Raw genomic sequence first — 20,165 nt, forward strand, 5'->3', positions numbered from 1 at the left:
CCTCTCGCGCGGACGGGGGTCCGCTCAGCCCGCCAGGCAGGACGGGCCGAGCAGCACCTTCAAGTCGCCGAAGAGCGCCGGGTCGGGCTTGACCCGGTGCCGGTCCAGGCGCAGCACGGTGGTCTTGCGCGGGCCCTGGAGCTTGATGCGGACCTCGCTGTCGCCCTTGTGGTGGCTGAGGATCTCGCCGAGCCGGCTGACCATCGGCGGGGTGACCCGGGTGGCCGGGATGGTGAGGACCACCGGCGCGTTGGCGCCCGCGTTGGACAGGTCCGGGACCATCAGCTCCATGGCGACGAGCCGGGGCACGTCCTCGCGCTTGTCGAGGCGGCCCTTGACGAACACCACGGCGTCCTCGACCAGTTGGGTCGAGACCAGCTGGTAGGTGGCGGGGAAGAACATGCACTCGATGGAGCCCGCCAGGTCCTCGACGGTGGCGATCGCCCAGGCGTTGCCCTGCTTGGTCATCTTCCGTTGCAGGCCCGAGATGATGCCGCCGATGGTGACCACCGCGCCGTCGGCGTGCTCGCCGCCGGTGAGCTGGGAGATGCCCGCGTCGGCCTTGTCGGACAGCACGTGTTCGAGGCCGAACAGCGGGTGGTCGGAGACGTAGAGACCGAGCATCTCCCGCTCCTGGGCGAGGAGGTAGGTCTTGTCCCACTCCTCGTCGCTGAACTGCACGTCGAGCCCGAAGCCGGGTTCGTCGCCCGCGTCGTCGCCCATGCCGCCGAAGAGGTCGAACTGGCCCTCGGCCTCCTTGCGCTTGACCGCGACCACGTTGTCGATCATCGGCTCGTACTGCGCCATGAGGCCCTTGCGGGTGTGGCCCATGGTGTCGAAGGCGCCGGCCTTGATCAGCGATTCGGTGGTGCGCTTGTTGCAGACCACCGCCTCGACCTTGTCGAGGTAGTCGGGGAAGGAGGAGTACTTCCCCTTGGACTTGCGGCACTTGATGATCGACTCGACCACGTTGGTGCCGACGTTGCGCACCGCGGAGAGGCCGAAGAGGATCACGTCGTCGCCCTGGGCGGCGAAGTTGGCCTCGGACTCGTTGACGTTCGGCGGGAGCACCCGGATGCCCATGCGGCGGCACTCGTTGAGGTAGACCGCCGACTTGTCCTTGTCGTCCTTGACGGAGGTCAGCAGCGCCGCCATGTACTCGGCCGGGTGGTTGGCCTTGAGGTAGGCGGTCCAGTACGACACCAGGCCGTACGCGGCCGAGTGCGCCTTGTTGAACGCGTAGCCGGCGAACGGGACCAGCACATCCCACAGCGCCTGGATGGCCTCGTCGCTGTAGCCGTTCTTGCGGGCGCCGGACTGGAAGATGGTGAAGTTCTTCGCCAGTTCCTCGGGCTTCTTCTTGCCCATCACACGGCGGAGGATGTCGGCCTCGCCGAGCGAGTAGCCGGCGATGATCTGGGCGGCCTTCTGCACCTGCTCCTGGTAGACGATCAGGCCGTAGGTGACGTCCAGGACCTCCTTGAGCGGCTCCTCCAGCTCGGGGTGGATCGGCGTGATCTCCTGCTGCCCGTTCTTGCGCAGGGCGTAGTTCGTGTGGGAGTTCATGCCCATCGGGCCCGGCCGGTACAGGGCCGACACGGCGGAGATGTCCTCGAAGTTGTCGGGCTTCATCAGCCGCAGCAGCGAGCGCATGGGACCGCCGTCGAACTGGAAGACGCCGAGGGTGTCGCCGCGCTGGAGCAGGTCGAAGGTCGTGGGATCGTCCAGCGGCAGCGACAGCAGGTCGATGTCGAGGCCCTTGTTGGCCTTCACCATCTTGACCGCGTCGTCCATGATCGTGAGGTTGCGCAGGCCCAGGAAGTCCATCTTCAGCAGGCCGAGCGACTCACAGCTCGGGTAGTCCCACTGTGTGATGGTCACACCGTCGGTGTGCCGGACCCAGACCGGGACGTGGTCGGTGATGGTCTCGCTGGACATGATCACGCCGGCCGCGTGCACACCCATCTGCCGGACCAGGCCCTCCACGCCGCGCGCGGTGTCGATGACCTTCTTCACGTCCGGCTCGTTCTCGTACATCGCCCGGACCTCGCCCGCCTCCGAGTAGCGGGGGTGGCTCGGGTCGGTGATGCCGGACAGCGGGATGCCCTTGCCGAGGACGTCGGCGGGCATGGCCTTGGTGATGCGGTCGCCCATCGCGTACGGGTAGCCCAGCACGCGCGCCGAGTCCTTGATCGCGTTCTTGGCCTTGATGGTGCCGTAGGTGCCGATCTGCGCGACCTTGTCGGCGCCGTACTTCTCGGTGACGTACCGGATCACCTCGGCGCGCCTGCGCTCGTCGAAGTCGATGTCGACGTCGGGCATCGAGATGCGCTCGGGGTTGAGGAACCGCTCGAAGATCAGGCCGTGCGGGATCGGGTCGAGGTCGGTGATGCCCATGGCGTAGGCGACGATCGAACCGGCCGCGGAGCCTCGGCCGGGGCCGACCGCGATGCCGTTGTTCTTGGCCCACATGATGAAGTCGGCGACCACGAGGAAGTAGCCGGGGAAGCCCATCGAGATGATGACGTCCATCTCGTAGTCCGCCTGCTTCTGGCGGTCCTCGGGGATGCCGCCCGGGAAGCGGCGCTCCATGCCGCGGCGGACCTCCTCCTTGAACCAGGTGACCTCGGTGTAGCCCTCGGGGATGTCGAACTTGGGCATGAGGTCGCGCTTCTCGAACATGCCGGTGGTGTCCACCATCTCGGCCACGAGGAGCGTGTTGGCGCAGCCCTGCTGCCAGGCGTCCGAGGAGTCGATGGCGTACATCTCGTCCGTGGACTTCAGGTAGTAGCCGGTGCCGTCGAACTTGAAGCGGTCGGGGTCGGAGAGGTTCTTGCCGGTCTGGATGCACAGCAGCGCGTCGTGGGCGCCCGCCTCGTGGGCGTAGGTGTAGTGCGAGTCGTTGGTGACCAGCGGGGGGATGCCGAGCTTCCGGCCGATCTCCAGCAGCCCGTCGCGGACCCGGTGCTCGATGTCGATGCCGTGGTCCATCAGCTCCAGGAAGTACTTGTCCTTGCCGAAGATGTCCTGGTACTCGCTGGCCGCCTTGAGGGCCTCGTCGAACTGGCCGAGACGCAGCCGGGTCTGCACCTCGCCGGAGGGGCAGCCGGTGGAGGCGACGATCCCCTCGGACCACTGCGCGATGGTCTCCTTGTCCATCCGCGGCCACTTCTGGAGCCAGCCCTCGGCGTAGGCGTCGGAGGAGAGCCGGAAGAGGTTGTGCAGACCGGTCTTGTTCACCGCCCACATCGTCTTGTGGGTGTAACCGCCGGAACCGGAGACGTCGTCGCGCTTCTGGTGCGGCTGGCCCCACTGGATCTTGCGCTTGTTGCGCCGGGACTCGGGGGCGACATACGCCTCGATCCCGATGATCGGGGTGATCCCGGCCTTCTTCGCGGAATGGAAGAAGTCGTACGCGCCGTGCAGGTTGCCGTGGTCGGACATGGCGATGTGCGTCATGCCCATCTCGTTGCAGGCGTTGAACATGTCCTTCAGCCGCGCGGCACCGTCCAGCAGCGAGTACTGGGTGTGGACGTGCAGGTGCGTGAACGGCGGCTTTGACACGGTATGGCCTCCACGGGGAACGCTGGGTGACGAGTGACGGACGGTTCTGGGGGGACAGCGTCGAAGTCTATGCCCCGCCGCCGGGCGCCGTGGGCCGTCCCGGCGGACCCCGTGCGGGAACCGGGCACTCCCGCGTGGCGTCGGCCGTTGGACACGGCGGAGGCGCCGTCGTGACGACGAGCGCACAGTGACGCACCACTCCCGCACCAGGAGGCATCCCGCGATGTCGGTCCCCCAGCTCAGCGCCGAGCAGCGCGGCGAGGAGATCCTCGCCGTTCTCGACACCGCCTTCGGCAGGTTCCTGGCCGCCGACCCGGCCGCGGCCCGGACGGCGTTCCGGCGGATGGCGGCCTCGGCCCTGGCGTTCCACCGGGGCGCGGCGTGCCTCTTCTACCACGACCTGGCCGCCGGGAAGCGGGGCGGCCCGTACCTGGACGACCGCACCTCGCGGGTGTGGATCCACGGCGACCTGCACACGGACCGCTTCGGCGCCCACCTGGACGCCGAGGGCCGCCTGGTCTTCGGCGCGGACGGCTTCGAGGAGGCCTACGTCGGCCCGTTCCTGTGGGACCTGAAGCGCTTCACGGTCTCGCTCGCGCTCCTCGGCCACGCCAAGGCGCTCGGCGACGCGCAGATCGCCGCTCTGGTGACCGCCTACGCGAGCGCCTACCGCGAGCGGATCCACGCGCTGGCCACGGGCGCCAAGAGCGACGAGGTGCCGCCGTTCACCCTGGACACCGCGCGGGGTCCGCTGCTCGACACGCTGCGGGCGGCCCGCGCGCGCACCCGCTCCGGGCTGCTGGAGCCGATGACCGAGGTCCGCGACTTCGAGCGCCGGTTCACGGCGGGCGCCGGCTCGGTGGAGCTGGACGCGGCCGACCGCTACAAGGTGCTGGCGGCCTTCGACGGCTATCTGGAGAGCCTGCCGGACTCCTCCCTGGCCCGCCCGGAGTCCTACCGGGTCAAGGACGTCATGGGCCGCCGCGGCACCGGTGTCGGCCCCGCGGCGCTGCCGTCCTACGACATCCTCCTGGAGGGCCACAGCGACGCCCTGGAGAACGACGTCGTGATCCGCATCGCACCGGCCCGCACCCCGGCCGTCGCCCGGCACGTCACGGATCCGGCCATCGCCGGGTACTTCCAGCACGAGGGCCACCGCACGGTGGTCTCCCGGTGCGCCCTGCAGCCGCACCCCGACCCCTGGCTGGGCTGGACCGAGCTGGACGGCACGGGCCGGCTGGTCACCGAGGTCTCGCCGTACACGGTCGCCCTGGACTGGACCGGCCTGGACGACCCGGAGGAGCTCGAACCGGTCGTGGCCGACCTGGGCCGGGCCACCGCGGCGATGCACGCGGCGGCGCACGACACCTCGGGCGAGTCCCTGGTGCCGTTCTCCACCGAGCGGGCCGTCGACGCGGCGATCGCCGCCGACGAGGAGGGCTTCGCGCCCCTCCTGGCGGACTTCGCGCTCGCCTACGGCGCCCGGGTCCGCGCGGATCACCACCTCTTCGTGGAGCTGCTGCGCGACGGCCGGATCCCGGGGCTGTAGGGCCGGGGGCACAGGCGGTAGCCTGCGGGCACTCACAGGCCCCCTTTAGGGGTCTCTTACTCCGCTTCGTGACAGACTCTTCTCTCGCTATGGACATATCCGGGACCCACCTCAGAGCCGTGCGCGCGGCGCTGTTCACGGCGTTCGTCGTGACCCTCGGCACCGCGTCGCACGTGCTGCTGTCCCGGGCCCCGCTGCCGGCGGCGACCGTGGCCGCGGTCGCCGCCGGGATCTTCGCGGGCGCGTACGCGCTGGCGGGCCGCGAGCGCGGCTTCGGCCGGATCGCGGCCCTGCTGGTCCCGCTGGAGCTGGCCGCCGACACCGTCTTCACCACCGGCCAGCAGACCTGTTACGGCCGGGCGGGCGGCCCGGTCGCCGGTCCGCTGCACGCCTTCGGCTTCGACCTGCTGTGCCGGGGCGGCGCCGTGGGCACCCCGCTCGCCCAGGTCGGCCGCGGCCACGCGGGCACCCTGTTCGCCGACGCCGGTCCGGCCACCGCCTGGCTGCTGCTGGCCGCGCACCTTAGCGTGGGCCTGCTGGCCGCCGCCTGGCTGCGCCGGGGCGAGCGGGCGCTGGTGCAGCTGCTGCGCGCGGTGGCCGCCGTCTCCTTCCGGCCGCTGCTGCTGGCGGTGGCCGCGGTCGCCGTCCGGCCGGCCCCGGTCCGCCGGCTGCCGCGCCCGGCCCCGCGCCCCTCGGCCGCCCGCGACCGGCTCCTCGCGCACTCCCTGGGACGGCGTGGACCACCGTGCTCCGCCCCGCTCGCCGCTCACTGAGCGGCGGCGGCCCCGAGCACCCTCCACCCGTACCCGCGCGCACGACGGCTGCGCGCGTCCCCTCAGGGAGATCACCGAGATGAGCAAGCGGAACAGCCAGGCGGCGAAGACGGCGGCCCGGGAGCGGCTGCGCCAGGAACGCGAGCGCCAGGCCAAGCGGGACAAGGCCAGGCGGCAGGCGATCGTGGCCGGTGCGGTCGTGGTCGTGCTGGCCGCGGCCGGCGGCATCGGCTACGCCGTGGTCCAGGCCAACAAGCCCGGCTACTGGGAGCAGATGAAGAGCGCGAAGGTCGTCGCGCCCGCCAACACCACGGGCCCGAAGGGCACGACGGTCGTCATCGGCAAGGCGAGCGCCAAGAAGACGCTCAAGATGTACGAGGACCCGCGCTGCCCGGTGTGCGCCCAGTTCGAGCAGACCGTCGGCTCGACCCTGCGCAAGGACATCGACGACGGCAAGTTCAAGTACCAGTACGTGGGCGCCACGTTCCTCGACGCGCACGACAACGGCGTGGGCTCCAAGAACGCGCTGAGCGCGCTCGGTGCCGCGCTGAACGTCAGCCCCGAGGCGTTCCTGGACTACAAGACCGCGCTGTACTCCACGAAGTGGCACCCGGACGAGAACGACGACAAGTTCAAGGACGACAGCTACCTGATCAAGGTCGCCGACACCGTCCCGGCGCTGAAGAACAACGCCAAGTTCCAGGACGCGGTCAAGAAGGGCACCTACGACGCCTGGGCGATGGCCATGTCGAAGACCTTCGACGACAACAAGGACGGGGTGACCGGCACTCCGGGCTTCGTCATGGACGGCAAGCAGCTCAACGGCGGCAACATGATCTCCACCGTGGCCGACTTCAACAAGGCGGTGGACGCGGCCATGAAGGGCTGACGGCCGGACCGGGACCGACCGCGCGGTGAAGAGCGGGCGAACTTTCCACGTTCGCCCGCTCCCTTGTTCTACTGCCCAGTAACCTGTTCGGCCGTGACCAGTCGAAACAGATCGCTGCCGGCCTCCCAGGGCCCCAACACCCTTTCCCCCAGCCGCCGTACGGTCGTCAAGGCCGCGGCGGCGACCGCTGTGCTGGCCGGGCCGCTCACCGCCGCACTGCCGGCCCGCGCCGCCGACCAGGCCCCGGCCTTCCTGCACGGCGTCGCCTCCGGCGACCCGCTGCCCGACGGCGTCCTGCTGTGGACCCGGGTGACCCCCGTGCCGGAGGCGACCCCCGGCTCGGGCGTCGGCCCGGACACCGAAGTCGGCTGGGTCGTCGCCAGGGACAGGGCCCTCACCCAGGTCGTCGCCAGGGGATCCACCACCGCGACGGCCGCCTCGGACCACACCGTGAAGGCCGACATCCGCGGCCTGGAGCCGGCCACCGACTACTGGTTCCGCTTCTCCAGCGGCGGCACCGCCTCCCCGGTGGCCCGCACCCGCACCGCCCCGGCCCCGACCGCAGACGTCTCGGGGCTCCGCTTCGGCGTGGTCACCTGCGCCAACTGGGAGGCCGGCTACTTCTCCGCCTACCGCCACCTCGCCGCCCGTGGCGACCTGGACGCCTGGCTGCACCTCGGCGACTACATCTACGAGTACCAGTCCGGCGAGTACGCGGCCCGCGGCAAGGTCGTACGCCCGCACGCCCCCGCCAACGAGATCATCACGCTCGCCGACTACCGCACCCGGCACGGCAGGTACAAGACCGACCCCGACCTCCAGACCCTGCACCTGACGGCACCGGTCATCGCCATCTGGGACGACCACGAGTTCGCCGACAACGCCTGGTCGGGCGGCGCGGTCAACCACACCGAGGGCGCCGAGGGCACCTGGACCGCCCGTAAGGCGGCCGCCAAGCAGGCGTACTTCGAGTGGATGCCGGTGCGCCCGGCGATCGAGGGCACCACCTACCGGCGGCTCCGCTTCGGCAAGCTCGCCGACCTGTCCCTGCTGGACCTGCGCTCGTTCCGCTCCCAGCAGGTGTCCGGCACCAGCGGTTCGGTCGACGACGCCGGCCGCACCATCACCGGCCGGGCCCAGCTGGACTGGCTGAAGGCGGGCCTGAAGTCCTCCGACACCACATGGCGGCTGGTCGGCAACTCGGTGATGATCGCTCCGTTCGTCGTCGGCTCGCTCACCGCCGACCTGCTGGGGCCGCTCGCCCAGCTGCTCGACCTGCCGCAGGGCGGCATCGGCGTCAACACCGACCAGTGGGACGGCTACACCCACGACCGCCGCGAGCTGCTCGACCACCTGACCTCGAACAACATCGGCAACACCGTCTTCCTGACCGGCGACATCCACATGTCCTGGGCCAACGACGTGCCGGTGGACGCGGGCACCTACCCGCTGTCGAGGTCGGCCGCCACCGAGTTCGTCATCACCTCGATGACCTCCGACAACCTCGACGACATCGTCAAGGTGCCCGAGGGCACGGTCACCGCGGTCGCCGCGCCGCTCATCGAGGCCGCCAACCGGCACGTCCACTGGGTGGACACCGACCGCCACGGCTTCAGCGTGCTCGACATCACCGCCGACCGCGCCCAGATGGACTACTACGTCCTGTCCGACCGCACCGACCGGAACGCCACCGCCGGCTGGCAGCGCTCGTACCGCACCCGCAGCGGCACCCAGAGGGTCGAGCGGACCTACGACCCGGTGTAGCGCGCCGCGCGGGCCGCTACGCGGACGTCAGGCCGTCGAGGAAGCCGAGCGCCACGCGCCAGGTGGCCTCGGCGGCCTCCGCGTCGTAATCCGGCAGCCCGGGGTCGGTGTACAGGTGCCCGGCCCCCGCGTACCGGTAGACCTCCACGTCGGCGCCCGCCCGGCCCATCTGGAGGTACCAGGCGCTGAGCCAGTCGTCCGTCTCGAACGGGTCCGGCTCGGCGACGTGCAGCTGCACCGGCAGCTCGTCCACGTACGCGTTCGCCGCTATGTCCGACGTGCCGTGCAGAAGCAGCAGCCCGCGCGCCTTGGCGTCGCCGAGGGCCAGGGTCTGCGCGATCGAGGCGCCCAGCGAGAACCCGGCGTACACCAGTCCCCGCTCCGAGTACGGCGCCGCCGCCAGCACGGCCCGCTTCAGCAGCTCCTCCTTGCCGATCCCGTCGCTGTACTCCATGCCCTCCTCGACGGTGTCGAACGTCCGGCCCGCGAAGAGGTCCGGCGTCCACACCTGGTGGCCGGCCGTGCGCAGCCGGTCCGCGGCGTCGCGCACCGCGGGCCGCAGCCCGTAGGTCGAGTGAAAGAGCATGATGTTCATGAGGCCATGGTGCCAGCAGCGTCCGGCCAGGGTGCCGGCAGCGCCCGCCCCGGCCCCGAGGCGGCCCCGGCCGCCGGGCGCCCCGGTCCGGCAGCGGTTCAAGTCACAGGTTCACGATCCGCGCAGCCGGTTACGTTCGAATGCATGGAGACCGTACTGCGACCGGTGATCGTGGTCGGCGCGTCCGTGTTCCTGACCGTACTGATCGGCTGGTCCACGGACGTCCTGCTGCGCAAGGCCGACGAAGGCCACCCCGAGACCCCGCTGTGGGGGCGGCTGCGGCGCGCCCGCGTGCCCTACCAGCTGGTGCTCTGCGCCGCCCTGCTCAGAGGCTCCTACGACCAGGCGAAGCTGTTCCAGGAGCACCAGGTCGGCGTGGGGCGGACGCTGACCCTGGTGCTGATCGGGGCGGCGGCCTGGCTGGTGATCCGGATCGCGGCGGCCGTGGTCGAGACGACGTACAGCCGCTACGCGCGCGCCCACCACGACGCCGCGCGGGTCCGCCGGGTGCGCACCCAGGTGACGCTGATCATGCGGGTGGTCTCGGCGATCGTCGGGGTGGTCGCGGTGGCCGCGATGCTGCTGACCTTCCCGGCGATGCGCGCGGCGGGTGCCTCCCTGCTGGCCTCGGCCGGTGTCCTCGGCATCGTGGCCGGGGTCGCCGCCCAGTCGACGCTGGCGAACATGTTCGCCGGGCTGCAGATCGCCTTCGGCGACATGGTCCGGCTCGGCGACACCGTCGTCGTGGACGGCGAGTGGGGCACGGTCGAGGAGATCACCCTGACCTTTCTGACGGTACGGACCTGGGACGAGCGCCGGATCACCATGCCGGTGTCGTACTTCACCTCCAAACCCTTCGAGAACTGGTCGCGGGGCACCCCGCAGATGACCGGGATCGTCTACTGGCACCTCGACCACAGCGCCCCGATGGACGCGATGCGCGAGAAGCTGCGCGACATCCTGCGCGAGTGCCCGGCCTGGGACGGCCGCGCCTACGGCCTGGTGGTGACCGACTCGACGCCGAACACCATCCAGGTGCGCGCGCTGGTGACCGCGAAGGACGCCGACGACATATGGACGGTGCGGGTCGCGGTCCGCGAGCAGATGATCAGCTGGCTGTCCGCCGAGCACCCCTACGCGCTGCCCCGGGTCAACACCTCGGACGCGGTGCTCCCGCCCTACCGCGTCCCCTCCCCGGACCGCGGCACCCTGCGCAAGGCCTACGAGTACCCGCGCACCGGCCGGGGCTGAGCCGGGGCCGGTTCAGTGTCCGCGCTCGGCACCTCCGTTCACCTGGATCACCTGTGAGGTGATGTGCGCCGCGGCGGGCGAGGCCAGCCAGTGCAGGGTGGCCGCCACATCGCCGGGCCGGCCCGCCCGGCCGTTGGAGGTCTCGGCGATGAGCTGCGCCCGCCGCTCCTCGGCCATGGCGTCGCCGAAGAAGTCGGTGTCCTCGATGTAGCCGGGCGCCACCACGTTCACGGTGATGCCCCGGTGGCCCAGCCGGCGGGCCAGGTCGTGGGCGTAGGGGTGCAGCGCGGCCTTGGACGCCCCGTAGGCGCCACTGCCCGAGCCCCGGTAGGCGGCGATGGAGCTGAGGAAGAGCACCCGCCCGCCGGGTTCGGCCAGCCGCTCCTCCAGGGCCTCGGTCAGGAGGGCCGCGGTGAGGGTGTTGAGCTGGAAGGCGACCGTCCAGGCGTGGGCCACCCGGTCGAGGGGGTCGTCGCCGGCGGCCGGGGGCTCCAGCTGCCCGGAGCCGCCCGCGCTGTGCACGAGCACGTCGACGGTGCCGAACTCCTTGGCGACGAGGCGGGCGACGCCCCGCACGTCGGCCGGCTCGGTGAGGTCCGCCGCGTGGGTGAGCGCCCCCGGCACCCCGGCCTTCTCCAGTACCTCGGCGCGCCGCCCGAGGAGCAGCACCCGGTCCCCGTCCTCGGCGAAGGCCCGGGCCGTCGCCAGCCCGATGCCCGTACCGCCTCCGCTGATCACGATGTTGCGAGTCATGATCCGAGCGTAGGAGCGTGCCGCCGCCCGCGCTTCCGTTTATCCACAATCACGGTATGTTCGTATGACCGCCTGGCGGCTCCGGCTGTGGACAGACGCCCTGGATCCGCGGTGCGCCGTCCCCGGCAGCGGCCCCGGGCGCGGGCCCGGAAGCCGGCCCTACCGCAGGCTGCGCACATCGAGGTGGCGCAGGACGCGGTCCACGATCTCCGGGTCCATGCCCGGTTCGCTGCGCGCCGCCAGCACCTCGTGCCGGGCCGCGCTGAGCATCTCGCCCTGGATGCGCCGGATCCGCTTCAGCCGCTTGGCCCGTTGGTGCTGCGCCTCGCGCCGCTCCTCCTCGCCCATGTCCGGGCTGATCCGGATGCCGATGTCGAAGGCCTGCCGCAGCATCCGCTCGGACAGTTCCTCGGGCAGGTCCTCCACCTGCTCGATCTCCCGCAGCCGGCGCTTGGCCGCCTTCGCCGCGCGCACCGCCAGCTCCTTCTCGTACTCCTTCTCCCGCTCGGAGTCGGCCTGCACCCCGAGCCGGTCGACCAGCCACGGCAGGGTCAGCCCCTGGACCACCAGGGTGGCGACGATCACCCCGAAGGCGATGAAGACGATCTCGTCCCGGTCCGGGAAGGGCCGTCCCGCGTCGGTCTCCAGCGGAATGGCCAGCGCCAGCGCGACCGACGCCACCCCGCGCATCCCGGACCACCACATCACCACCGTCTCCCGCCAGCTGGTCGGGATCTCCTCGTCCAGGTCGCGGCGGGCGTGCAGCCGTTTGGTCAGCCAGGTCGCCGGCAGCAGCCACAGCAGCCGGACGACGATCACCACACCGGCGACGGCGGCCGCCCAGCCGATCAGCTCGCCCCAGCGGCCGCTGGCCGTGCGGATGGCGTTGTGCAGCTCCAGACCGATCAGCCCGAAGGCGACGCCCGTGACGAGGGTGTCGATGATGTCCCAGAAGGTGTGCCCGGCCAGCCGGGTCATCACGTCGTCGGCGCCGGTGGCGTACTCGGAGAGGTACAGGGCGGTGGTGAGCACCGCCAGCACGCCGGAGCCCTGCAACTTCTCCGCGAGCACGTAGGAGGCGTACGGCACCAGCAGGGTCATGCCGATCTGCAGGGTCGGGTCGCCCAGCAGGTCCATCAACCGGTTGGCGCCCCAGCCCAGCAGCAGCCCCACGACCACCGCGACCACCGCGGACAGCACCAGCTCCAGTCCGGCGTGCCACGGCGAGAACGTGCCGCTCACCGCGGCGGCGATCGCCACGTGGTAGAGCACGATCGCCGTGACGTCGTTGAACAGTCCCTCGCCCTCCAGGATGGACACCAGGCGGCGCGGCAGCCCGAGTTGCCCGGCGACGCTGGTCGCGGCGACCGGGTCGGGCGGGGCGATCAGCGCGCCGAGCGCCACGGCGGCGGCGACCGACAGGCCGGGCACGATCGCGTTGGCGACGAAGGCGACGCACACCGTGGTCACGAACACCAGGGCGACGGCCAGCGTCAGGATCGGGCGCTTGTTGGCCGCGAACTGCCGCCAGGAGGTGCGGCGCACGGCCGCGTACAGCAGCGGCGGCAGCAGTCCGGGCAGGATCAGCTCGGGCGGGATGTTCACATTGGGCACGAAGTCGGCGACCGCCAGGACCCCGCCGAACAGCGTCATCAGCACCGGGGCCGGCAGCTTGAGCCGGTCCCCCACCGGAACGCTCACCAGGGCCCCGACCAGCAGGGCAAACAACAGAGCCAACTGATTCAAGGCCGGCGCTCCTGGGTCGACGATCACACGAGAGGCTTCAAGCCTGCCACGCGACCCGGGCACCGGCCGTCCCGGCACCTCTCCCCGAGGGGGCCGCCGCACCCCCGCCCACCGGCGCTTTCACCGGCCGCTTCGGGGGACGGCTACAGGGCGCGGCGCATCGAGCGGTGCGGTATGCCCGCGTCCGGGAACTCCGGGCCGTACGCCTCGTAGCCCAACCGCTCGTAGAAACCGAGGGCCTGGGTCTGCGCGTGCAGGTCCACCGCGGCGAGGCCGCGCGCGCGGGCCGCGTCCTCGATGGCCCGCACCAGGGCGGCGCCGATGCCGAGCCCACGGGCCTCCCGGGAGACGGCGAGCCGCCCGAGCGAGCCGACGGACGCGTCCGCACCGGTCTTGGCGACGGCCGCCGCACCGGTCAGCAGCCGGCCGGTGCCCAGCGGCACGCCGTCCGCGCGGACGGCCAGCACATGCACGGCGACGGCGTCGTACTCGTCGTACTCGATGGCTTCGTCGACGCCCTGTTCGCGGACGAAGACCTCCTTGCGGACCGCGAAGCAGGCCTCCAGGTCGGCGGGGTCCTCGGCGATCCGCAGGGTGTGCTGCTCCGCGCCGTGGTCCGCGCTCATCCGTACGTCTCCTCACGGACCTGGTCGAGGGCCCGCTGGAGGTCCTCGGGGTAGTCGGACCCGAACTCCACCCAGCGGCCGTCCCCCGGGTGCTCGAAACCGAGCCGTACGGCGTGCAGCCACTGGCGGGTCAGGCCCAGCCGCTTGGCCAGGGTGGGGTCGGCGCCGTAGGTCAGGTCGCCGACGCACGGGTGGCGGTGCGCGGCCATGTGGACGCGGATCTGGTGGGTGCGGCCGGTCTCCAGCTTCACGTCGAGCAGGGAGGCGGCACGGAACGCCTCGATGAGGTCGTAGTGCGTCACCGAGGGCTTGCCGTCGGCGGTGACCGCCCACTTGTAGTCGTGGTTCGGGTGGCGGCCGATGGGGGCGTCGATGGTGCCGCTCGTCGGGTCCGGGTGGCCCTGGACCAGGGTGTGGTAGCGCTTGTCGACCGTGCGCTCCTTGAACTGGCGCTTGAGCGAGGTGTACGCGTACTCCGACTTGGCGACCACCATCAGGCCGGAGGTGCCCACGTCGAGGCGGTGCACGATGCCCTGGCGCTCGGCGGCGCCGGAGGTGGAGATCCGGTAGCCGGCGGCGGCGAGACCGCCGATGACGGTGGGGCCGGACCAGCCCGGGGAGGGGTGCGCGGCCACGCCGACCGGCTTGACGATCACCACCACGTCGTCGTCGTCGTGCACGATCTCCATGCCCTCGACCGGCTCGGCGACCACCTGCACCGGCGCGGGCGCCTGCGGCATCTCGACCTCCAGCCAGGCACCGCCGCGCACCCGCTCGGACTTGCCGACCACCGCGCCGTCGACCTGCACCTTGCCGGCCGCGGCCAGTTCGGCCGCCTTCGTGCGGGAGAAGCCGAACATGCGGGAGATGGCGGCGTCGACGCGCTCGCCCTCCAGGCCGTCGGGCACGGGCAGGGTACGGATCTCGGGAATCGTGCTCACCCGTCGAGTATGCCGGACGGGCGGGCGACCCCCGCACGAGCCTGTGGAAAACCGGTTCCGGCCCGCCGTTCCGGGCCGGGCCGTCAGTTGGTGTGGAGGGTGCCGTCCGGGTCCCGGCCGAGGAAGGACAGCAGCACGATCAGGATGCCGCCGCACACGATCGCCGAGTCCGCCAGGTTGAAGATCGCGAAGCCCTTGGGCGCGATGAAGTCCACCACCTCGCCCTTGAAGAGGCCGGGCGCCCGGAAGATCCGGTCGGTGAGGTTGCCGAGCGCACCGCCGAGCAGCAGGCCGAGCGCGACCGCCCAGGGGAAGCTGTAGAGCTTGCGGGCCAGCCGGATGATCACCACGATCACGGCGGCGGCGATCACGGTGAAGATCACGGTGAAGGCGGGGGCGAAACCGAAGGCGGCGCCGGGGTTGCGGGTGGCGTGCAGCTCCAGCAGGTCCCCGAAGACCTCGACCGGCGCCCGGCCCTCCAGCTTGGCCACCACCAGCATCTTGCTGATCAGGTCGAGCGCGTAGGCGAACGCCGCCACGGAGAACAGCACGGCGATCCGTCGTCCACGGCCGCTGCGCGTCTGCTCCGGCGTCCGCCGCTCGCTGTCGTCCGAAGTGTCCGGCGTTCCGATGACGCTCTCCGCCTCTGCCACGTGAGTCCCTCAACCTAGATGCCCGAGTGAGGACGAGACTACGGCACGCCCCTGCGCCGCCACACGCTCAGGAGCGGCGTTCCTGCTTCTGCTTGCACTCCACGCACAGGGTGGCCCGCGGGAAGGCCTGCATCCGGGCCTTGCCGATGGGCTTGCCGCAGTTCTCGCACAGTCCGTAGGTGCCCGCGTCCAGCCGTTCCAGCGCCCGTTCGGTCTGCACCAGCATCTCGCGCGCGTTGGCGGCCAGCGCGAGCTCGTGCTCGCGGGTGATGTTCTTGGTGCCGGTGTCGGCCTGGTCGTCGCCCGCGCCGTCCCCGGAGTCGCGCATCAGGCCGACGAGAGACGCCTCGGACGAGCTGATCTCCGTCCGCAGCCGCTCCATCTCGGACTGGAGCTCCGCGCGCGCCTCGGCGACCTCCTCCCCGGTCCAGGGGTCCTCGCCGGGACGCACCGCCAGTTCGCCCGGCTCCGCCGCGGCGGCACGCGCCTTGGGTACGGCGCCGTCCTCCGCCGTGGCCGTGCCAGGGGTCTTCTTCGCAACCACCGTCGTGGCTCCCGTCTGCTCCGCGGCCCGCGCCGCGCCCGCCTTGTCGGCCGTGCTCCGCTCGTCCGGCGCCGCCTCGTGGGCCACGGCCTTCGCGGTTCTCCCGGCGGCGGCCTTGTCCACCGGGATGCTGTCCACCGCGGCGGCCTCGCCGACCGCGGCGTCGTCCTTCGCCGGGGAGACCTTCGTGAGGACGTCCTCGGCCGGAACGTCCTTTGCCACGCTCTTTCCGGCGGCCGTCTTCTTCCCCGGTCTCCTCTCGGCGCCCTTCTGCGCGGTCGCCTTCCCGGCCACCGCCTTCTTGGTCACCGCTTTCCCACTCACCGCCTTCTTGGCTGCCGTCTTCTTCGCCACGGCCTTCTTGGCCACCGCCTCCTTCGCTGCCGTCTTCTTCGCCACCGCCTTCTTGGCCACCGTCTTCTTCGCCACGGCCTTCTTGGCTGCCGTCTTCTTGGCCGCGGCCTTCTTCGCCGCGGCCTTCTTCGCCACCGGATGCCCGGCGGCCTCCTCGGCCACGCCCGACTGCTCCAGGAACGGCTTCACGGTGGCTCCCTTCTCCGCGACGGCCTTCCCCGTGGTCTTCGCAGCCGTGCTCTTCCTCGCCGGCGTGGCCTTCTCGGCCGTGTCCTTCTTCGCCGCCGTCTTCCCGGCCACGGCCTTGTTCGCGGTCTGCTTCGCCACCATGGCCGCGGCCCCTTCACATATGGTGATCTTGCGCGCGAATCGTGCTGGGACGATAAATCGACTTGAGTCCCGCGGCAACGGGGCACACCGCCCGATTCGCCCGCCCGCACCCCCCGCGCCGCGGGCCTGCATCCGTTGTGCCCAGCTCCCCGCCGGGTAATCCGCCGGGCCGGGCGTACCCGCAAGCCCGCGCCCGCACCCTCGCCATTCGGGGCATCCGGCCCCCTCACCGGCCCGCCCGCCCCCGCCGCCCCGAAAAGCGGTCGGCCGCTGTCCGCGCGGCGCCGTACACTGGGCGGAGCGAGAAGCGTGGATGGGGACGAGTAGCGGCGTACGCAGCCCAGAGCGACCCGGGGACGGTGGAAGCCCGGGGGCGAGCGCGACGTGAAGATCACCCCGGAGCCACCGGAAGAACGCCGCGGCCCGAGGGGCCGGGTCAGTAGAACCGGTTTCGCGAACCCAATGAGGGGGCTCACCGGCGCACAGGGCGCGGCGGCGGGCCAAGGAGGGTGGTACCGCGGGAGCGCGCCGCACACGGCGTGAACGAAGCTCTCGTCCCTCCGACGGAAGGCAGCAAGTCCGTTGGAGGATGCTCGCAGATGACAGCGCCGACGTACCGCCAGGTGCCCGCACAGGTCGACCTGCCCGCGCTTGAGCACGCCGTGCTCGACTTCTGGCGCGAGCAGAAGATCTTCGCCAAGACCCTGGAGCAGTCCGAGGGCCGCCCGGAGTGGGTGTTCTACGAGGGCCCGCCCACCGCCAACGGCATGCCCGGCGCCCACCACATCGAGGCGCGCGTCTTCAAGGACGTCTTCCCCCGCTTCCGCACCATGCGCGGCTACCACGTGGCCCGCAAGGCCGGCTGGGACTGCCACGGCCTGCCCGTGGAGCTGGCCGTCGAGAAGGAGCTGGGCTTCTCCGGCAAGCAGGACATCGAGGCGTACGGCATCGCCGAGTTCAACGCCAAGTGCCGCGAGTCCGTGACCCGGCACACCGACGCCTTCGCCGAGCTGACGACCCGCATGGGCTACTGGGTCGACCTGGACGACGCCTACCGGACCATGGACCCGGAGTACGTGGAGTCGGTCTGGTGGTCGCTGAAGGAGATCTTCGGCAAGGGCCTGCTGGTCCAGGACCACCGCGTCGCCCCCTGGTGCCCGCGCTGCGGCACCGGCCTGTCCGACCACGAGCTGGCGCAGGGCTACGAGACGGTCGTGGACCCCTCGGTCTACGTCCGCTTCCCGCTCACCTCCGGACCGCTCGCCGGCGAGGCCGCGCTCCTGGTGTGGACGACGACCCCCTGGACCCTGGTCTCCAACACGGCGGTCGCCGCCCACCCGGAGGTCACCTACGTCGTCGCCACCGACGGCCAGGAGAAGGTCGTCGTCGCCGAGCCGCTGCTCGCCAAGGCGCTCGGCGAGGGCTGGGAGCCCACCGGGCAGACCTTCACCGGTGCCGAGATGGAGCGCTGGAACTACCGCCGCCCCTTCGAACTGGTCGAGTTCCCCGAGCCCGCGCACTACGTGGTGAACGCCGAGTACGTGACCACCGAGGACGGCACGGGTCTGGTCCACCAGTCCCCCGCCTTCGGTGAGGACGACCTCAAGGTCTGCCGCTCCTACGGTCTGCCCGTGGTCAACCCGGTGCGCCCCGACGGCACCTTCGAGGAGGACGTGCCGCTGGTCGGCGGTGTCTTCTTCAAGAAGGCGGACGAAAAGCTCACCGAGGACCTCAAGCAGCGCGGCCTGCTCTTCCGGCACCTGCCCTACGAGCACAGCTACCCGCACTGCTGGCGCTGCCACACCGCGCTGCTCTACTACGCGCAGCCCTCCTGGTACATCCGTACGACGGCCGTCAAGGACCGTCTCATCCAGGAGAACGAGAAGACCAACTGGTTCCCCGACACGGTCAAGCACGGCCGGTTCGGCGACTGGCTGAACAACAACATCGACTGGGCGCTGTCCCGCAACCGCTACTGGGGCACCCCGCTGCCCATCTGGCGCTGCGAGGACGACCACCTCACCTGCGTCGGCTCCCGCGCGGAGCTGTCCGAGCTGTCCGGCACCGACCAGTCGGAGCTCGACCCGCACCGCCCGTACATCGACGCGGTCACCTTCGCCTGCCCGCAGGAGGGCTGCGGCAAGACGGCCACGCGCGTGCCCGAGGTCATCGACGCCTGGTACGACTCGGGCTCCATGCCGTTCGCGCAGTGGGGCTACCCGTACAAGAACAAGGAGCTGTTCGAGAGCCGCTACCCGGCGCAGTTCATCTCCGAGGCGATCGACCAGACCCGCGGCTGGTTCTACACGCTGATGGCCGTCGGCACCCTGGTGTTCGACAAGTCGTCGTACGAGAACGTCGTCTGCCTGGGCCACATCCTCGCCGAGGACGGCCGCAAGATGTCCAAGCACCTGGGCAACATCCTCCAGCCGATCCCGCTGATGGACCAGCACGGCGCGGACGCGGTGCGCTGGTTCATGGCCGCCGGCGGTTCCCCGTGGGCGGCCCGCCGGGTCGGCCACGGCACCATCCAGGAGGTCGTCCGCAAGACCCTGCTGACGTACTGGAACACCGTCGCCTTCCAGGCGCTGTACGCCCGTACGTCGAACTGGGCGCCGAGCGCGGCCGACCCGGCCCCGGCCGAGCGCCCGCTGATCGACCGCTGGCTGCTGTCCGAACTGCACGCGCTCACCGACCAGGTGACGCAGGCCCTGGAGGGGTACGACACCCAGCGCGCCGGCAAGCTGCTGTCCGCGTTCGTGGACGACCTGTCCAACTGGTACGTCCGCCGCTCGCGCCGCCGCTTCTGGCAGGGCGACAAGGCCGCGCTGCGCACGCTGCACGAGGTGCTGGAGACCGTCACCAAGCTGATGGCGCCGCTCACCCCGTTCATCACCGAGCGGGTGTGGCAGGACCTGATCGTGCCGGTCACCCCGGGCGCGCCGGAGTCGGTGCACCTCGCGTCCTGGCCCGAGGCGGACCTCGACACCATCGACCCGGAGCTGTCGCGGCAGATGGTCCTGGTGCGCCGGCTGGTGGAGCTGGGCCGGGCCACGCGCGCGGAGTCCGGCGTCAAGACGCGTCAGCCGCTGTCCCGCGCGCTGATCGCCGCGAGCGGCTTCGACACCCTCCACCCCGAACTGCACGCGCAGATCACCGAGGAGCTGAACGTCTCCTCGCTGGCGTCGCTGTCCGAGGTGGGCGGCTCCCTGGTAGACACCACCGCGAAGGCCAACTTCCGCGCGCTGGGCAAGCGGTTCGGCAAGCGGGTGCAGGAGGTGGCCAAGGCCATCGCCGCCGCGGACGCCGCCGCGCTGTCGCTGGCGCTGCGTCAGGGCACGGCGTCGGTGGAGGTGGACGGCGAGACGATCACGCTGGCGCCGGACGAGGTGATCATCACCGAGACCCCGCGCGAGGGCTGGTCGGTGGCGTCCGACTCCGGTGCGACCGTGGCGCTGGACCTGGAGATCACCGAGGAGCTGCGGCAGGCCGGGCTCGCCCGGGACGCGATCCGGCTCATCCAGGAGGCACGCAAGAACAGCGGCCTGGACGTGGCCGACAGGATCGCCCTGCGCTGGACGTCCACGGACCCGGCGGTGATCGCGGCGCTCGGCGAGCACGCCGAACTCATCGCCGAGGAGGTCCTGGCGACCGACTTCGGGCAGGGCGAGGGCGACGACGGCTACGGCGAGGCCTTCACCGACGAGGGCCTGAGCCTGACGTTCCGGCTGCGGAAGGCGTAAGCGCCCCCGGGCCGTAAGGAAGGGCCCGTCCTCCGACCGGAGGGCGGGCCCTTCCCCATGTGGGGGCGAGCGTGAACTCGCGCACCGGAC

Annotated in this window: 14 protein-coding genes; 6 read left to right on the plus strand and 8 right to left on the minus strand. The window is 71.3% G+C overall.

Annotation, left to right across the window (positions count from 1 at the left end):
• Positions 1-24 precede the first annotated feature (24 nt).
• Positions 25-3,564: a DNA polymerase III subunit alpha gene (gene dnaE, locus ACSP97_RS10280; protein WP_355323418.1), complete on the minus strand. Its 3,540-nt coding sequence runs from the start codon at positions 3,562-3,564 to the stop codon at positions 25-27.
• Between the two features lie 223 nt (positions 3,565-3,787).
• Between dnaE and ACSP97_RS10285 the strand changes: the two genes are divergently transcribed.
• From ACSP97_RS10285 to ACSP97_RS10300, 4 genes are all read left to right on the plus strand, one after another.
• A complete protein-coding gene (locus ACSP97_RS10285; RefSeq protein WP_440557220.1) occupies positions 3,788-5,113 on the plus strand; it encodes a DUF2252 domain-containing protein in 1,326 nt (441 codons plus the stop codon).
• An 89-nt stretch (positions 5,114-5,202) separates the two neighbouring features.
• A complete protein-coding gene (locus ACSP97_RS10290; RefSeq protein WP_435643796.1) occupies positions 5,203-5,886 on the plus strand; it encodes a hypothetical protein in 684 nt (227 codons plus the stop codon).
• A 79-nt stretch (positions 5,887-5,965) separates the two neighbouring features.
• Positions 5,966-6,775: a thioredoxin domain-containing protein gene (locus tag ACSP97_RS10295; protein WP_440557222.1), complete on the plus strand. Its 810-nt coding sequence runs from the start codon at positions 5,966-5,968 to the stop codon at positions 6,773-6,775.
• 93 nt (positions 6,776-6,868) lie between these two features.
• Positions 6,869-8,539 carry an alkaline phosphatase D family protein gene (locus ACSP97_RS10300; RefSeq protein WP_440557224.1) on the plus strand — a complete coding sequence of 557 codons (1,671 nt, stop codon included), beginning with the start codon at positions 6,869-6,871 and terminating at the stop codon, positions 8,537-8,539.
• A 16-nt stretch (positions 8,540-8,555) separates the two neighbouring features.
• Here ACSP97_RS10300 and ACSP97_RS10305 read toward each other — a convergent pair whose 3' ends face one another.
• Positions 8,556-9,134 carry a dienelactone hydrolase family protein gene (locus tag ACSP97_RS10305; RefSeq protein ID WP_355143818.1) on the minus strand — a complete coding sequence of 193 codons (579 nt, stop codon included), beginning with the start codon at positions 9,132-9,134 and terminating at the stop codon, positions 8,556-8,558.
• Positions 9,135-9,278: 144 nt separating this feature from the next.
• Here ACSP97_RS10305 and ACSP97_RS10310 point away from each other — a divergent pair, with 144 nt between their 5' ends.
• Complete coding sequence (locus ACSP97_RS10310) at positions 9,279-10,385, plus strand: mechanosensitive ion channel family protein (RefSeq protein ID WP_355323426.1); 1,107 nt, start codon at positions 9,279-9,281, stop codon at positions 10,383-10,385.
• 12 nt (positions 10,386-10,397) lie between these two features.
• Here ACSP97_RS10310 and ACSP97_RS10315 read toward each other — a convergent pair whose 3' ends face one another.
• The 6 genes from ACSP97_RS10315 to ACSP97_RS10340 form a co-directional block, all read right to left on the minus strand.
• Complete coding sequence (locus ACSP97_RS10315; protein WP_355143822.1) at positions 10,398-11,138, minus strand: SDR family NAD(P)-dependent oxidoreductase; 741 nt, start codon at positions 11,136-11,138, stop codon at positions 10,398-10,400.
• A gap of 159 nt (positions 11,139-11,297) precedes the next feature.
• The gene (locus tag ACSP97_RS10320) at positions 11,298-12,884 is read right to left on the minus strand and encodes a Na+/H+ antiporter (RefSeq protein ID WP_355143824.1); all 1,587 of its coding nucleotides are present in this window, start codon (positions 12,882-12,884) and stop codon (positions 11,298-11,300) included.
• A gap of 143 nt (positions 12,885-13,027) precedes the next feature.
• Entirely contained in the window at positions 13,028-13,510 is a 483-nt protein-coding gene (locus ACSP97_RS10325) for a GNAT family N-acetyltransferase (RefSeq protein ID WP_358305070.1), read from the minus strand.
• On the minus strand, positions 13,507-14,451 hold the full coding sequence (locus ACSP97_RS10330) for an RluA family pseudouridine synthase (RefSeq protein ID WP_180331490.1): 945 nt from the start codon (positions 14,449-14,451) through the stop codon (positions 13,507-13,509). The genes ACSP97_RS10325 and ACSP97_RS10330 overlap by 4 nt, the downstream gene beginning before the upstream one ends.
• Before the next feature lie 83 nt (positions 14,452-14,534).
• Positions 14,535-15,104: a signal peptidase II gene (gene lspA, locus ACSP97_RS10335; RefSeq protein WP_355143828.1), complete on the minus strand. Its 570-nt coding sequence runs from the start codon at positions 15,102-15,104 to the stop codon at positions 14,535-14,537.
• 67 nt (positions 15,105-15,171) lie between these two features.
• The gene (locus ACSP97_RS10340; protein ID WP_440557229.1) at positions 15,172-16,332 is read right to left on the minus strand and encodes a histone H1-like repetitive region-containing protein; all 1,161 of its coding nucleotides are present in this window, start codon (positions 16,330-16,332) and stop codon (positions 15,172-15,174) included.
• A 599-nt stretch (positions 16,333-16,931) separates the two neighbouring features.
• On the opposite strand from ACSP97_RS10340, the gene ileS reads away from it, so the two are divergent.
• Complete coding sequence (ileS, locus tag ACSP97_RS10345; RefSeq protein WP_440557231.1) at positions 16,932-20,075, plus strand: isoleucine--tRNA ligase; 3,144 nt, start codon at positions 16,932-16,934, stop codon at positions 20,073-20,075.
• Positions 20,076-20,165: the final 90 nt, after the last annotated feature.

This window comes from Streptomyces sp. SCPE 10 (genome assembly GCF_051980735.1).
GTDB classification, from domain to species: Bacteria; Actinomycetota; Actinomycetes; order Streptomycetales; family Streptomycetaceae; genus Streptomyces; species Streptomyces misionensis.